This is a genomic window from Carnobacterium sp. (genome assembly GCF_040274945.1).
Classification (GTDB): Bacteria; Bacillota; Bacilli; order Lactobacillales; family Carnobacteriaceae; genus Carnobacterium_B.
Genome location: NZ_JBEMAR010000011.1, coordinates 23,084 through 38,619, shown reverse-complemented (window position 1 = coordinate 38,619; position 15,536 = coordinate 23,084). Strand labels below are relative to the sequence as shown.

Annotated in this window: 16 protein-coding genes and 1 tRNA gene; 2 read left to right on the top strand and 15 right to left on the bottom strand. The window is 35.5% G+C overall.

Annotation, left to right across the window (positions count from 1 at the left end; all coding sequences use genetic code 11):
• Positions 1 to 275: 275 nt before the first annotated feature.
• From nrdF to ABS916_RS11480, 5 genes are all read right to left on the bottom strand, one after another.
• On the bottom strand, positions 276 to 1,238 hold the full coding sequence (gene nrdF / locus ABS916_RS11500; RefSeq protein ID WP_350452029.1) for a class 1b ribonucleoside-diphosphate reductase subunit beta: 963 nt from the start codon (positions 1,236 to 1,238) through the stop codon (positions 276 to 278).
• 15 nt (positions 1,239 to 1,253) lie between these two features.
• On the bottom strand, positions 1,254 to 3,437 hold the full coding sequence (gene nrdE / locus ABS916_RS11495) for a class 1b ribonucleoside-diphosphate reductase subunit alpha (RefSeq protein WP_350452028.1): 2,184 nt from the start codon (positions 3,435 to 3,437) through the stop codon (positions 1,254 to 1,256).
• On the bottom strand, positions 3,424 to 3,789 hold the full coding sequence (gene nrdI / locus ABS916_RS11490; RefSeq protein WP_350452027.1) for a class Ib ribonucleoside-diphosphate reductase assembly flavoprotein NrdI: 366 nt from the start codon (positions 3,787 to 3,789) through the stop codon (positions 3,424 to 3,426). The genes nrdE and nrdI overlap by 14 nt, the downstream gene beginning before the upstream one ends.
• Positions 3,786 to 4,019, bottom strand: a complete 234-nt coding sequence (gene nrdH / locus ABS916_RS11485; RefSeq protein ID WP_035023211.1) for a glutaredoxin-like protein NrdH — start codon at positions 4,017 to 4,019, stop codon at positions 3,786 to 3,788. The genes nrdI and nrdH overlap by 4 nt, the downstream gene beginning before the upstream one ends.
• Before the next feature lie 480 nt (positions 4,020 to 4,499).
• Positions 4,500 to 4,573: transfer RNA gene (locus tag ABS916_RS11480), tRNA-Arg, on the bottom strand.
• 161 nt (positions 4,574 to 4,734) lie between these two features.
• Here ABS916_RS11480 and ABS916_RS11475 point away from each other — a divergent pair.
• Positions 4,735 to 5,112 carry a PH domain-containing protein gene (locus ABS916_RS11475; RefSeq protein WP_350452026.1) on the top strand — a complete coding sequence of 126 codons (378 nt, stop codon included), beginning with the start codon at positions 4,735 to 4,737 and terminating at the stop codon, positions 5,110 to 5,112.
• Positions 5,113 to 5,192: 80 nt separating this feature from the next.
• Here ABS916_RS11475 and glnA (ABS916_RS11470) read toward each other — a convergent pair whose 3' ends face one another.
• The 8 genes from glnA (ABS916_RS11470) to ABS916_RS11435 form a co-directional block, all read right to left on the bottom strand.
• The gene (glnA, locus tag ABS916_RS11470; RefSeq protein WP_350452025.1) at positions 5,193 to 6,533 is read right to left on the bottom strand and encodes a type I glutamate--ammonia ligase; all 1,341 of its coding nucleotides are present in this window, start codon (positions 6,531 to 6,533) and stop codon (positions 5,193 to 5,195) included.
• Between the two features lie 43 nt (positions 6,534 to 6,576).
• Positions 6,577 to 6,969, bottom strand: coding sequence for a MerR family transcriptional regulator (locus ABS916_RS11465; protein ID WP_035023220.1), 393 nt, complete (start codon positions 6,967 to 6,969; stop codon positions 6,577 to 6,579).
• A 233-nt stretch (positions 6,970 to 7,202) separates the two neighbouring features.
• Positions 7,203 to 8,537 (bottom strand): type I glutamate--ammonia ligase, encoded by a 1,335-nt coding sequence (glnA, locus tag ABS916_RS11460; RefSeq protein ID WP_350452024.1) that lies wholly within the window; start codon positions 8,535 to 8,537, stop codon positions 7,203 to 7,205.
• Positions 8,538 to 8,593: 56 nt separating this feature from the next.
• Positions 8,594 to 8,959, bottom strand: coding sequence for a MerR family transcriptional regulator (locus ABS916_RS11455; protein ID WP_041556352.1), 366 nt, complete (start codon positions 8,957 to 8,959; stop codon positions 8,594 to 8,596).
• A gap of 108 nt (positions 8,960 to 9,067) precedes the next feature.
• On the bottom strand, positions 9,068 to 10,324 hold the full coding sequence (locus ABS916_RS11450; protein ID WP_350452023.1) for a methionine gamma-lyase family protein: 1,257 nt from the start codon (positions 10,322 to 10,324) through the stop codon (positions 9,068 to 9,070).
• The gene (gene hflX / locus ABS916_RS11445; protein WP_350452022.1) at positions 10,321 to 11,583 is read right to left on the bottom strand and encodes a GTPase HflX; all 1,263 of its coding nucleotides are present in this window, start codon (positions 11,581 to 11,583) and stop codon (positions 10,321 to 10,323) included. Before hflX ends, ABS916_RS11450 begins: the two co-directional genes overlap by 4 nt.
• A 43-nt stretch (positions 11,584 to 11,626) precedes the next feature.
• Positions 11,627 to 12,580: a tRNA (adenosine(37)-N6)-dimethylallyltransferase MiaA gene (gene miaA / locus ABS916_RS11440; protein ID WP_350452091.1), complete on the bottom strand. Its 954-nt coding sequence runs from the start codon at positions 12,578 to 12,580 to the stop codon at positions 11,627 to 11,629.
• A gap of 1 nt (position 12,581) precedes the next feature.
• Positions 12,582 to 13,313: a glycerophosphodiester phosphodiesterase gene (locus ABS916_RS11435; RefSeq protein ID WP_350452021.1), complete on the bottom strand. Its 732-nt coding sequence runs from the start codon at positions 13,311 to 13,313 to the stop codon at positions 12,582 to 12,584.
• Positions 13,314 to 13,462: 149 nt separating this feature from the next.
• Here ABS916_RS11435 and ABS916_RS11430 point away from each other — a divergent pair, with 149 nt between their 5' ends.
• Positions 13,463 to 13,693: an excisionase family DNA-binding protein gene (locus tag ABS916_RS11430; RefSeq protein WP_350452020.1), complete on the top strand. Its 231-nt coding sequence runs from the start codon at positions 13,463 to 13,465 to the stop codon at positions 13,691 to 13,693.
• Positions 13,694 to 13,822: 129 nt separating this feature from the next.
• Here the strand turns inward: ABS916_RS11430 and ABS916_RS11425 are convergent, their stop codons facing one another.
• Both ABS916_RS11425 and ABS916_RS11420 read right to left on the bottom strand, forming a co-directional pair.
• Complete coding sequence (locus ABS916_RS11425) at positions 13,823 to 14,218, bottom strand: rhodanese-like domain-containing protein (protein WP_350452019.1); 396 nt, start codon at positions 14,216 to 14,218, stop codon at positions 13,823 to 13,825.
• A gap of 109 nt (positions 14,219 to 14,327) precedes the next feature.
• The gene (locus ABS916_RS11420) at positions 14,328 to 15,437 is read right to left on the bottom strand and encodes a YqgU-like beta propeller domain-containing protein (protein WP_350452018.1); all 1,110 of its coding nucleotides are present in this window, start codon (positions 15,435 to 15,437) and stop codon (positions 14,328 to 14,330) included.
• Positions 15,438 to 15,536 lie beyond the last annotated feature (99 nt).

Sequence of the window (15,536 nt, the reverse complement as noted above, 5' to 3'; positions counted from 1 at the left end):
GAGAGTGGGACAAAAAGCGTTCAGGCCCGAATCTTCTAACGCATACCTTATCTCTAATGCGAATAGATTTGCAAGAACTAGGGCAACTGGAACGAATAAGCGTACTATGGTCGACCATCGAGCATTATTCGTGAAGAGGACGCCGGGTCTGCTTTTTGAAGCACGTTTTAGAATAGATATTTGTATATAGAGAAAAGGCTGGGATTTTTGTCCCAGCCTCTTCCGCTATTTAAATTTCTCCATTCAAAAATCCCAAATGAATTCTTAATTAATTGTTAAACAGTCCACTTTTCGTAATCGTCCGTCTCCATAGATTCGACCATACCAAGTAAATACCCATTCCCAACTTGCGAGAAAAAGTCATGGTTAGATGTACCCGTAGAAATTCCGTTCATAATAACTGGATCTACATCATTGGCTGTATCTGGAAATAACGGATCAAATCCAAGATTTTGCAATGCTTTATTTGCATTGTATCTAAGAAAAACTTTTACACGTTCAGTCCATCCTATTTCATCATACAAATATTCTGCATACTTCACTTCATTTTGATACAGTTTAAACAGCAATTCATACGTCCAATTTTTTATTTCTTCTTTTTCATCATCAGGCAACTGATTAAACGCAATTTGGAACTTGTACCCAATATAGGTTCCGTGAACAGATTCATCCCGTAAAATCAATTTAATAATTTCGGCTACATTTGGCAACTTATTGTTCCCTAAATAATGCAGTGGGGCAAAAAATCCTGAGTAGAATAAGAATGATTCCAACATGACACTAGCAACTTTTCGTTGCAAGTCTGTTCCATTATGGTAAATATCATTAATGGTGGATGCTTTTAATTGCAATAACTCATCTGTATTTGTCCATTGAAAAATTTCATCAATTTCAAATTTGCTATTTAACGTACTAAAAATCGCACTGTAGCTTTTCGCATGCATTGATTCCATAAATTGGATATTGTTATACACCGCTTCTTCATGTTGAGTACGGATAGATTGTTTTAACGACTGAACACCATCTTGCGATTGAAGAGTATCCAATAAGGTTAATCCGCCAAATACTTTACCAACCATGTCTTTTTCGATTTTAGGAAGTCGTGCCCAATCGTCTAAATCATTCGATAATGGGATACGTGTATCCGTCCAAAATTGTTCTACTAATTTTTCCCATGTTAACTTATCAATCATGTCTTCAATATTGTTCCAGTTAATGGCTGTATAATTCGTTGTCATTCTAGTTCTCTCCTTTTAAATGGTGCAGCTCTCACAAGCATTCGAACCAATTTCTTCTGAATTTTCAGTAAATGTACGAACGTAGTAAATAGATTTCACACCTTTTTTCCAAGCATAATGACGTAAAATATTTAAATCACGAGTCGTTTGTTTGGTTGTGCGTCCATTTTTCCACTCATACAACCCTTCAGGAATTTCAGAGCGTAAGAAGAGTGTTAAGCTCATCCCTTGATCAATGTGTTTTTGGGCCGCTGCATAAACATCAATCACTTGACGCATATCCATGTCATAAGCTGACTTATAATAAGGCATTGTGTCATTTGATAAGAAAGGTGCTGGGTAGTAAGTTTTCCCCGTCTTTTTCTCTTGACGTTCTTCAATCAAACGTGTGATTGGATGTAAACTAGATGATGTTTCGTTTACGTAACTAATTGAACCCGTTGGTGCTACAGCTAAACGGTTTTGGTGATATAAACCATCTTTCATTACCGCTTCTTTTAAAGCTGCCCAATCTTCTATAGTAGGCACTTGGATCCCATCGAACAAGTGTTGAACTTTTTCGCTTGAAAAAACAAAGTTTTCGTTGATGTACTTATCAAAATAAGTACCATTCGCATACGTAGATTTTTCAAAATTATAAAAAGTCGTACCTCTTTCTTTCGCTACTTTATTACTGGATACTAACGTATAGTAATTTAACAATTTAAAGTACACATCCGTAAATTCAACGGATTCTGGTGAACCATAGTGAATTTGATTCAACGCTAAATACGTGTGCAGTCCCATTGCCCCAAGACCAATCGTATGGTACTTATCATTCCCATTTTTAATTGACGGTACCGCATCAATACTTGATTGATCGGTAACCATCGTTAAAGCCCGAACCATCGTGTCGATTGAAGTTCCAAAATCAGGCGAATTCATCAAGTTTACAATATTAGTTGAACCAAGATTACAACTGATATCTGTTCCTAAATGCTCATACGTTTGATCGTTATTGATCATTGAAGGTTCTTGGATCTGTAAAATCTCACTACACAAGTTACTCATTGTAATCGTTCCATAAACTGGGTTTTCACGATTTGCTGTATCAACGTTAATAATATAAGGGTACCCAGATTCTTGTTGCAGTTTAGAAATTTCATTTTCTAATTCACGGGCACTAATTTTAGATTTGCGTATTTCTTCATTGTTCACCATGTTGTCGTATTCTTTAGTAATATCGATATAAGCAAATGGTTCTCCATAGATACGTTCAACATCATAAGGACTAAACAAATACATCTGTTCGTCGTGTGCTGCTAATTCATAGAATTTATCCGGTACAACTAGTCCAAGAGAAAGAGTTTTTACACGAATTTTTTCATCCGCATTCTCTTTTTTTGTTGAAAGAAATGAAACAATATCTGGATGGAAGACATTTAAATAAACAGCCCCTGCTCCATTACGTTGGCCAAGTTGATTAGAATAACTGAAACTATCTTCTAGTAATTTCATTACTGGAACAACACCACTTGAAGCATTATCGATTTTTTTGATTGGATCACCAGAAGCACGTAAATTAGATAAATTCACTCCTACTCCGCCTCCAATACGAGACAATTGCAATGCACTATTCACAACACGACCAATACTGTTCATGTCATCTGTTGCTTGGATTAAGAAGCAAGAAACCAATTCTCCACGTCTTTTGCGTCCAGCATTTAGGAAGGTTGGAGTAGCTGGTTGGTATCGTTGGTTTACGATCTCATCCGCCAGCCTACTCGCCAATTCTGTGTCTCCATCTGCTAAATATAACGCATTGAAAACGATTCGATCTTCGTAGCGTTCTAAGAAACGTTCTCCGTCATTTGTTTTAAGGGCATATTGAGTATAAAATTTAAATGCAGACATAAATGAACGAAATCTGAATTTGCGGCTGTAAATATCATCAAACAACTCACGTACAAATGCTCTGTCATATTTTAATAAAAATTCTTCTTCTATATAATCTTCTTCAATTAAATAATTTAATTTTTCATCTAGAGTGTAAAAGAATACTGTATTTGGATTCACGTGTTCTAAAAAATAAGCTCGTACAGCCTCACGGTCCTTATTCAAAGGGATTTTTCCATCTACAGGTCTATTCAGTTCATTGTTTAACTTAAAATACGTAATTTCTTTTGGCTTTGATGCTAATTTAGGTTTATCCAATTTCATTCACCGCTTTCTTTAGTTGTGCAACGTCTTCTTCGTTACCTTGAAATTCAAAGGTATGTAGTAGCGGAACTTGATAATCATGGGCTAGATCTTTGGCTGTAAAAGCGAAAAGCTTACCAAAATTCAAATTCCCACCACCTGCTACTCCTTTAAAGTAGTCTTTATTATCATCTGTTTCAATAAAATCATTTAATAGGTCTGTTGCTTCTTTATCATAGGTAGGAGTGATAATAATAAATGGTTCATTTAAAGCAAGATATGGATTCGTTGGCGTTAATTCCAGCGAATCCATATCTAATTTTTTAACAAACTTTCTTGTTTGGCCTGTTAAACTAATGTAAACAACTTTCATACTAATTGATCAAGGAGATCTGGGCGAAATCCATTAAAAGCATCCTGTCCTTCAACTGAAATAACCGGAACAGAGCTGAACCCAAGTTCTTTGACTTCATTTAACGCTTCTTCTGATTCAAAGATATCTTTTACTTCGTAAGATACACCTTTATCTTCTAAATATTTTTTAGTGAAGTTACATTGCATACAATTTGGTTTAGAATAAACAATAATCGTTTTTTGAGTCATCATACATTCTCCTTTAGGCTTCTTTTTTAATGATCTTTCTTCTATTTCTCTAGTTGTATTCTACACTTATTTCTCTCTACTGGCAAATAAATAAACCACTATATATAGTGGTTTTCCTATTGACATATTCATTTTTTTCTATATATAGTGTTCTAAAATATTGCTTGTGAATATTAAAGCGAGAAGAACCTTGAGTAGATTTGTATCCAAAAACAGTTTCGTGTACTTTTCACATTAAAAAAAAAGTGAAGAAAAAATAAAAAGAGAAAAACTTTTTTTTGGCTGTACATTAATCTATCAATTTCAAAAAAATATAGAATATTTTTACATTTTTCTGAATAATTCTTTTAAACCGTTTTAGAAGTACCTAGATGAGAGTAGCGATTATTTATTGAATAATTTAAAAGACCTAATTTTTTATTTCTACATGAAAAAAAGTTAGAAAAGCTGACTATTCAACTTTTCTAACTTTTCATTTGATGTCTCAGGAGAGATTCGAACTCCCGACCGTCCGCTTAGAAGGCGGATGCTCTATCCAACTGAGCTACTGAGACATGTACTAGCAACAAAATTAATTATAGGTAATAATGAATAAAAAGTCAACACTTTTTACGAATTAATTTAATTTTTAACAAAGAACGTTATTTTAATCAGTTGTATTTATAAAAAACTCGGTTTACAATGAGTCAATAGAAAAAGACAAGGAGGGTTTTTCATGGGATTAATTGGTGGCCTTTTAGGAAATGCTGGAAATATCAGTGAGAATGAAGCTAGAAAAAAATCAGATGGCATTATTTTAGAGTCTGAAGAAATTGATTTAGCTTTTAAGCTAGTCCGTGATTTGATCATATTTACAAACAAACGGCTAATCATTATTAACAAACAAGGAGTTACGGGTAAAAAAACAACTTATCATTCCTTACCTTATAAATCGATCAGTCGATTTTTAGTCGAAACAACCGGACACTTTGATTTAGATGCTGAATTAAAAATTTTTATTTCTAGCGCCAACGAACCAGCTATCACATTACAATTTACAAATGATAAACACATTACCACCATTCAACAAGCTTTGGCTGTCGCTGTCCTCTAGAGTACTGTCATAAAGCGTTTAGACCCATATAGGCAAAAGGAGCTAGGAAAAATTTCCTAGCTCCTTTTGCCTATTCTATTTTAATACATTTTTAAGTACTGATCTCTTTCCCATTCAGTGACTTGCTCACGGAATGCAGACCACTCAATTTTCTTCGCATTCATGAAGTTTTCATAGATGTGTCCACCTAATCCATCTTTTATAATGCTGTCATTTGCCAAATAGCCTAATGCATCCTGCAATGTTCCCGGAAGATCATGGATGCCATTTTCATGACGATCTTTTTCACTCATTGCATAGATATTACGGTTGATAGGTTCTGGTGCTTTCATTTCCTTTTTGATGCCGTCTAATCCTGCTTTTAATAGAACAGCCATAGCTAGATATGGGTTTGCACTAGGATCAACACTGCGCAATTCCACACGTGTAGACATCCCTCTTGATTGTGGCACACGAATTAGTGGCGAACGATTGCGACCGCTCCAAGCGATATAGACTGGTGCTTCATAGCCTGGTACAAGACGTTTATATGAATTCACTGTAGGATTCACAATTGCTGTAAAGGCTCTAGCATGATCTAAAATTCCAGCTAAGAATTGACGTGCTGTCTCGCTTAGTTCCATGTCTCCATCTTTATCATAAAATGCATTTCCATCTTTAGTAAATAGTGACAGATTAAAGTGCATTCCTGATCCGTTAACACCATATAGTGGCTTAGGCATAAAAGTAGCATGTAATCCATGTTTGCGAGCGACTGTTTTGACAATCAATTTAAAGGTTTGAATATTATCACACGCCTCTATTGCACTAGCATATTTCCAATCGATTTCATGTTGTCCTGGTGCAACTTCGTGATGACTCGCTTCAATTTCAAAACCTAAATCTTCTAATTGCAATACGATATCGCGACGGCAATTTTCACCTAGGTCTGTTGGAGCTAAATCAAAATAGCCACCAGCATCATTCAACTCTAAAGTCGGTTCATCTTTTTCATCTAATTTAAAAAGGAAAAATTCAGGTTCAGGTCCTAAGTTAAAATCTGTGAACCCTAATTCCTTCATTTCTTTTAGTGTACGCTTTAAGTTAGAACGAGGGTCTCCGGCAAAAGGAGTGCCATCCGGATTGTAGACATCACAGATCAATCGAGCGATTTTACCAGCCCCTTCAGTTGTTTCCCATGGAAATATCAACCAAGTATCTAAATCGGGTCTTAAGTACATATCGCTCTCTTCGATTCGTACAAATCCTTCAATTGAAGAGCCATCAAACATCAATTCATTGTCCAATACTTTTTTTAATTGACTAATGGGTACCTCAACATTTTTAATAACTCCCAAAATATCAGTAAACATCAGTCTCAAGAAACGGACATTTTCTTTCTTTGATGTTTCTTCTACTTCTTTTCTCGTGAACTTAGCCATACACTTTTTCTCTCCTTTTGATTAGCGTTTCCGCTATCTTATTTTATCCTATTCGATTTTGATCTAGAAATGAATGTGCTGTCTTAACACCCAAACCACTTACAGCTAAAAACTCATCATGCAGTATTTTACGAACATCATCATCTGTCATCACTTTAGTTATTTCTTGCTCCCTGGCTTTTTCTTTGTTTTGTTGCAATTCATATATTCGCTTGATGCCTGCCATATTGATTCCATCAGATAAATAATCTTTAATTTCAAGAAGAACATCAATGTCATTCAAAGAATACATTCGACGATTTCCTTCATTACGTAATGGATGAATCAAATCTTGCTCTTCGTAATAACGTATCTGTCGGGCAGATAAATCAGTCAGCTTCATAACTGTACCAATCGGAAATACCGATCGTGAACGCCGTAGTTCTTTCTCACTCATCCTAGACCTCCTTTCGATTACTTTTATAGAATATCAGTCTTTTTTTTCGATGTCAACAAAAAAATGCACCAAATGTCAGAAAACCTAACACGTTATACCGAACATTAAAATTAAATAAAAATAATTCGTTCCGATTAAAATTTAACAATTGAACTATACCAATTCTAAAAAACTAAAAAAAGAACCTGTGAATAGCTTATTCACAGGTTCTTTTCGTATTTTTATTAAATAGGTCAATACAATGTTAGGTACTTATCTTTTTCCCATTCAGACACTTGTTCACGGTATGCAGCCCATTCTATATGTTTGGCACTGACAAAACTTTTATAAATGTGATCTCCTAATGCATTTTGCACGACTTTATCCTCTTGCAAGTATTTTACAGCATTGTGCAATGTAGACGGAAGATCTTTAATGCCTTTTTTATATCTTTCTTCTGAAGACATACGGTAGATATTACGGTCGATTGGTTGAGGAACTTTGCTTTCTTTCTTCACACCATCTAATCCCGATTGCAGTAATACTGCTACTGCTAAATAAGGATTTGCACTAGGATCTACGCTTCGTAACTCTATTCTTGTAGAGATCCCTCTTGAACTTGGAATACGCACTAGAGGTGAACGATTGCGAGCACTCCATGCAATGTATACAGGCGCTTCGTATCCAGGAATCAATCGCTTATAAGAATTTACAGTAGGGTTACAAATCGCTGTATAGCCTAAAGCATGATCCAAGATACCTGCTAAGAAGTGATAAGCTGTTTTACTTAAACCAAGTTCATCCGATTCATCACATAAAGCATTTCCTTCGTTGTTAAACAAAGACATATTAAAATGCATTCCAGAACCACTTACTCCAAATAAAGGTTTTGGCATAAAGGTAGCATGTAGCCCATGTTTACGAGCAACAGTTTTAACAATCAACTTAAAGGTTTGGATATTGTCACAAGCTTCTACTGCACTCGCGTATTTCCAATCGATCTCATGTTGACCTGGAGCCGTTTCATGATGGCTAGCTTCAATTTCAAACCCTAATTCTTCAAGTTGCAATACAATGTCTCGACGACAATTTTCACCTAGATCTGTTGGTGCAAAATCGAAATAGCCGCCATTATCATTTAATTCAGTTGTTGGTTTTCCATTCTCATCTAATTTAAATAAGAAAAATTCCGGTTCAGGCCCTAAATTAAAATCTGTATAACCTTGTTCTTCCATTTCTTTCAGAACACGTTTTAAATTATTTCTAGGGTCTCCTGAGAACGGCGTACCATCTGGATTATAAATATCACAAATCAAACGAGCAACTTTTCCATTTACTTCTTCCCATGGGAAAATCAACCATGTAGATAGATCAGGGCGTAAAATCATATCACTTTCTTCAATTCTTACGAATCCATCAATGGAAGAACCATCAAACATCATTTTATTTTCCATAACTTTTTCCAATTGACTAATGGGAACCTCAACATTCTTGATGGTTCCGTCAATATCTGTAAACATCAATCTTAAATAACGAACATTTTGTTCCTTGGCACTAATTTCTATTTCTTTGCGCGTAAAATTCTTCATTTTGGTTATCTTTACTCCCTTTTGTAATAGTTTTTTTATATTTTCACTATGAAAAATTAAAAGAAGCGTGAAGGACCTTTCGGATTCATTCCGCGTAGAGCTAAAAATTCATCTTGTAGAATTCGACGAACGTCTTCATCCGTTAAAACAGATTGCTCTTCGTTTTCAACTTCTTTTTCTTTTAATTCATAAATACGTTTTATTCCTGCCATATTGATGCCATCTGCTAAGTAGTCTTTGATTTCTAGAAGAACATCTATATCATTTAAAGAATACATCCTTCTGTTCCCCTCATTACGTTCAGGAGAAATCAATTCTTGTTCTTCGTAATAACGAATTTGACGCGCAGATAAGTCCGTCAATGTCATGACTGTTCCAATTGGAAATACAGACATGGAACGCCTTAGCTCTTTCTCGTTCATGAGGATCCTCCCATCTAGCCTATTACTACAATAACAATCTCTTTTTAAAATGTCAAAAATCTTACATCACCGTACTCAATTTTAAGACTAGTCAACGCTTATATTATTTTAAGATTGAAAAAACAATTCTTCTACAGCAGAACTGACCGCTAACTTAACGTGTTCATAGGTCAAACCACCTTGGACATATAAAGTGTATGGCGCACGAATAGGGCCATCAGCTGTTAATTCCATACTTGAACCTTGGATAAAGGTTCCTGCTGCCATAATGACATCATCTTCATAACCAGGCATATACGCCCCAATAGGAGAAACATGTGCATTGATAGGAGAATATTTTTGAATCGTCTGCGCGAATTTAACCATTTTTTCTTTGTCATTCAGCGAAATCATTTGAATTAAATCTGTCCGCTTATCATCCCATTTTGGCGTACTTTCAATACCACAAGCATCTAAAAGAGCAGCTGTATAAACAGCTCCTTTTATGGCTTCACCTACTGTATGAGGAGCCATAAAAAAGCCTTGATACATTTCTTGCAAGCTATATAAAGAAGCCCCAGCTTCTCTACCGATACCAGGAGTAGTCAATCGATACCCACAAGCATCAATCAGTTCTGTTTTTCCGACAATGTACCCACCTGTTTTAGCTAAACCTCCGCCTGGATTCTTGATCAATGATCCAGCCATTAAGTCTGCTCCAACTTCGATTGGTTCTTGCTCTTCTGCGAATTCCCCATAACAATTATCAACAAAGACAATGATTTCTGGATTGATTCCTTTAACAAATTGAATCATTTCTTCGATTTGGCTTATCGTAAACGAGGGTCTGCTCGCATACCCTCTAGAACGTTGGATAGCAACCATTTTTGTTTTCGTATTTATTTTTTCTTTTACTGTTTCAAAATCCACTGTTCCGTCCGGCAATAAAGCTACTTGATCAAAGCCCATTTGGTATTCTTTAAATGATCCAATGCCATTTCCAGTAACACCCACGATTTCAAGCAATGTATCGTAAGGAGTCCCAGTGATATACAATAAATCATCTCCTGGGCGCATCACACCAAATAAAGCCGTCGAGATAGCATGTGTCCCAGAAATGATCTGTGGTCGAACTAAACCCGCTTCAGCTCCAAAGACTTCAGCGTAAACTTCTTCTAAAGCGTCTCTTCCAAAATCATCATACCCATATCCTGTGGAAGGGGTAAAATGTTGTTCCGTAATTTTTTTATTTCTAAAACTTTGCAAAACTTTATTTTGATTGAACAATGCTATTTCATGAATCTGATCATGGATAGGCTTGATTTTTTCTTCTACGGCTTTAATTTTTTTAATTAATTCGGGTGCATAGCGTTTGTTCCAACTCATGACGTTTGATTCTCTCCATTCCATTTCGACTCTGCTTTCGCAAAACCTTTTACTACATAAACATTTTTTTCTTCATCGTATTCTTCGGAACCAACAAGTGTTTCTCTTTTTAATCGAACCAGCTGCTCTCCACGACTAACTTCAACTTCAATCCGATAAGGGACCATCAATTCTTTCATTTTGTTCATGATCTCAGACAGCAATTGATCGATATCTTCAGGATCATTCGCTGAGATAAAGACATTAGGGAAAAGCGATGGGTAGAAAGCATCCCCAACGAGATCTTTTTTATTGTACACAGTAATCATTGGAATAGACTCCATACCTAATTCTTTCAACAGTTGAACTACTGTCTGTTCATGTCCTGCCATATTTTCAGCAGAAGCATCTACAACATGCAGCAATAGGTCAACACCCTTCGTTTCTTCTAAAGTTGATTTAAAGGATTCAATTAATTGGGTTGGCAAATCTTGAATAAAACCAACGGTATCCGTTAACGTAACCGTCATTCCACTTGGCAACAATAATTGACGAGTTAACGGATCTAAGGTCGCAAACAATTGATTTTCTTCGTACGTATCTGCTTGAGTCAATTTGTTTAACAAGGTAGATTTTCCAGCATTTGTATATCCCATTAAACCAATTTGAAAGGTTCCGCTCTCCTTACGTTGTTCACGCGTACGGCTACGGTGTTTCTCTGTTTCAGCAAGATCTCGTTTGATATCAGTAATTTGATCACGAATATGACGACGATCTGTTTCTAATTTTGTTTCTCCTGGACCTCGTGTTCCAATTCCTCCACCTAAGCGTGACAAGTTGATTCCTTGACCGGCTAATCGTGGCAATAAGTATTGCAATTGTGCTAACTCAACTTGTAATTTACCTTCTTTACTTTTAGCCCGCATGGCAAAAATATCTAAAATCAGTTGAATACGGTCAATCACTTTCACATCATCCAAAAGAAGTTTTTGAATGTTTCTTGTTTGTCCAGGTGTTAGACCTTGATTAAAGATAACCGTATCTGCTTCTAGTTCATCCACTAAAGAAATCAACTCTTCCATTTTCCCTTTGCCTAAAAAGGTACGTGAATCGACTCGATCTCTTTTTTGGGTAAGTTCTCCTACTACTTCTCCAAGTGCTGTTTCTGTCAGTTGTGCTAATTCTGTCAACGAATAACGGAAATCTTGATCATTTTCTCTTGTTTGTACCCCTACAAGTATAACGCGCTCCACTGTTTCAGCCGTTTCTTTTGTTTCCATTCCGTTCACCTTCTATTCTAGTATTTTAATGATAGGACTAAACTTATTCTTTTAAAAAACTTTTCACTTCGTTTTTGATTCTTTCCTCTTCTTCAGGAGAAGCCAATAAGTCAAACCATTCTACGTTATCTAATCGATTTTTAAACCATGTAAGCTGACGTTTAGCGTATCTTCTTGAGTTCTGTTGGATCGCTTCTTTCGCTTCTTGTAAAGTAGCTCTTTTTTCAAAATAAGGAACCAATTCTTTGTACCCAATCCCTCTTGAAGCTTGGGCATCTGGTAATTGTTGTTGATATAGCCACTCGGCTTCTCGAATCAATCCTTCTTCAAACATATGATCTACACGAAGATTGATTCGCTTATACAATCCTTCTCGATCAGTCGTTAACCCAATAATTTTAGCATCATAAAGTAGTTCTTTCTCTTTGCGCTCACTTTGATAACTAGAAAAAGGTTGGCCAGTTACATGATGCACTTCAAGAGCACGAATAATACGCCGACGATTATTAAAATGGATATTTTCAGCAGCAATAGGGTCCACTTTAATTAACTGTTCCCATAAATAGCGATTGCCTTTTTCTATAGCTAATGCTTCTTGCGCTTCACGAAAAGCTGGATCATTCTCGCCACTGCCGCCAAGGGTTACATCATATAGCAACGATTCAATATACAAACCCGTACCACCCACAATAATTGGTACTTTTCCTCTAGCAGAGATTTCCTCAATCAAAACCCGCGCTCGCTTTTGAAAGTCGGATACTGCATAACTCGTTGCGACATCTACTTCGTCAATTAAGTAATGTGGGATTTCTTGCTGTTCTTCTATGGAGACTTTAGCTGTTCCAATGGTTAAATTGCGGTAAATCTGCATAGAATCACCGCTAATGATTTCACCATTGACAGCTTTAGCTAACGAGAGACTTAAGCTTGTTTTCCCAACAGCCGTGGGTCCTACAATGATAATAATTTTTTTCTTTTTCACGCTATTCTCCTTCATACTACCATTTATTTCTGATTTCAAGAGCCTTTTGAGGGTAATCAGTAATGATACCTGCTACTTGTTTGCTTAAACAAAATTGAATATCTTCGCTCTTATTGACAGTCCAGACACGTACCGGAATCTCTGGCGCTTTAAAAAGACTTTTGTTTTTGAACCAACTCAATTTAGGATGCCACATCCTGACTGGGATATCTAAATCTAAAAAAACGACATCTTCGCCATTATTCTTAAATAATAGAGCGATTTTACAAGAAGAATCCACTTCTTTTAGTCGAATCAATGTTTGATAATTGAAACTAGAATATTCTACAGTAAAAGGCCAATTATTTTCAGCTGCAAAAGCTAGTACTTTTTCTTCAATACCCGGATATGCATAACAATCTGTTTTCAGCTCGATATTGATCAATCCTTTGTAGTCAATATCTGCAAGGAAATAAAAAACTTCTTTTAAGGTCGGGATACGACAATTAATATATTCAGGAGAAAACCAACTGCCTGCATTCATTTTTTTTAGTTCCATTAACGTTAGATCTTGAACTCTGCCTTTTCCATCTGTTGTCCGATTAACCGTTTCATCATGGATAACGATTATTTCTTTATCTAAACTTAAATGCACATCTATTTCAATGCCATCGCTTCCCACTCGAACAGCTTCTTCGATTGCTTCTAATGTATTCTCTGGATGCGTTCCTTTACTTCCACGATGAGCAATAATTTCCGTTTGGTTCATAACGTATGATCCCTCCATTGCTTACATTCTTAATAATTATAGCATATTTCTATTCTATGCCCTATAGTTAGCTCTATTTCATCGTATGAAACAGTCGTCTTTTTCTCTAAAGTAACGTACAATAGATTCTGTCAGAAGGAGGAATTGAGATGTATTTAACGATTGAAGAAACTGCAGAATATTTAGACCTGTCCATCACCGATATTACACGTCTTATTCATGAGAAACAGATTCGCACCTTATCAGATGGCGAAACCATTTTAATTTATAAAGAACAATTCAATTTATATTTACAGGAGATTGAAAAATATAAAAAAGACTTACAAGATTATTTAAACGAACCTATTCCTGAAGACATTGATATAAAGGACGAAGATTAAGCCATCAGGGAAACGCCTATAAGTTCTATTCCCTAACGACTCGATGAGAATAAGAATCAAAAAAACTCCCACTAATAACTTATTAGCGGAAGTTTTTTTGACTCTTAAATTCAATCGTTTAGTTATATTTTATTGAGTTGCTTTCGTTTTGCCAGTCCAATCACGATAGCCACCTTTAAGATGGTGAATATCCGTATGACCTTCCTTGCGCAAACGAACAGCTGCTCGTAAACTAACTGCTTTATTATGATCATAAAGATAAACAGGTTGGTCTTTTCTTATTTCAACAAGGCGTGTTTTTAAAGTCGAATAAGGAATATTTCTAGCTCCTAAGATGTGTCCTGCATCATAATCTTTTTTCTCACGGACATCAATTAACTGAACTTTTCGCATGTCTTTTTTAAACTCTTCCTCTGTTAATTCGACTGAAGCATTTTTACGTCTGAAATAACTATAAATTTCGTAACCTGCCCATACAATAATGATGATCCATAAAACTATATTAATCAATTGACCTATATCCAATTCTTACTTACCCCTTTCAACTCGTTCTACAGGGATAATTGTACACAAGAATGGGGTCTTTTACTAGCTTTTTTTATTACCAGCGTTTTTTACAGACTTTATCATGCACTTAATTAGGCATACTGATCAATGAATAGATTTTTTGCGCTTCTATATCTATAATACTTTCAAAACGCCAGCCATATAAGCTGTACTTACCATTTTCCGACATGGCAATTGGAGCATTATCCGGCAACTCCAAAATAGGCTTAATTGTCTTTTCGTCAAAATCCAGTTGTCCAAATTCAAAATCCCCAGTTTCAAGTTCTAATTTCACCGCTTTTTTTGCAAATACTCCATAAACTGGGGTATTCCTTGCAGCTTGACTTAAGTAAGGAAAAACAAGACGATCATTCATGGTTACTTTAGGAATCTCCATGAATGACTGATCCACCATAAATGGATATTGATAGTTCAATAATAATTCATCGTCTGAAAAGTCAGAAGGCGTGTACGTAATAAAGGTATCCTCATGAACAAAAAAATTGGAGACCTGATTTTTTAATCGTAAAGATTCATTCGTTCGAGTATCCCCCATATAAAGTTCACCCGATTCAAGAGAAAAATCATCTTTATTATCTACATATAAATACAAGTTAGCAGAATACCAAGTAGGATTCAGAGAAGCAGAAGGAACAGGTACAACTTCATTCGTTTCAACATTCCAATTGCCAACAACTATTTCTGAGTCTGACTGATAATAAGAAATAAAAATCTGATTTTGATTCGCTGGGTTCCAGTTTACATTAACAAATCCTTTAGTTACCAATGGTAATTTTTGTACAACAGCTCCATTTAGATCAACTATTCTTAACTCTCCACCATCTTCTCCAACAACTTGAATCAACACCTGTCGCTGATCTTCTGAAATAACAGCAGTTAAAATAATTGCATCTGCCTCATAGACAGGCTTGATCTCACCTGTAAAAATATTAAAAATAGATAAGCTGTCATTATTTATTTCGCCAGTATGGAGCAAAATTTCTTCATCTGACATCCATCCAATTACTTTTCTAAAACTTTCATACTCAATCGGAATTTCTTTATACGACAGAGGTTTTTTTTCTGATTCATGAACTTCTGTCGGTTGTTTTTTAGTGCAACTTATTAAAAATAAGGTCGCGGAAAAAAGTAAAATAATTAAACTAAAAATGATATACTTTTTCTTTTTTCTTTTCATTCTAATCACCTTATTTTTTTGATTTATTTAGGATTCTCCCTCTCGAAAGCATTCTTATTATTTCATTAGATTATAACATATGCTATACATTTAAACACT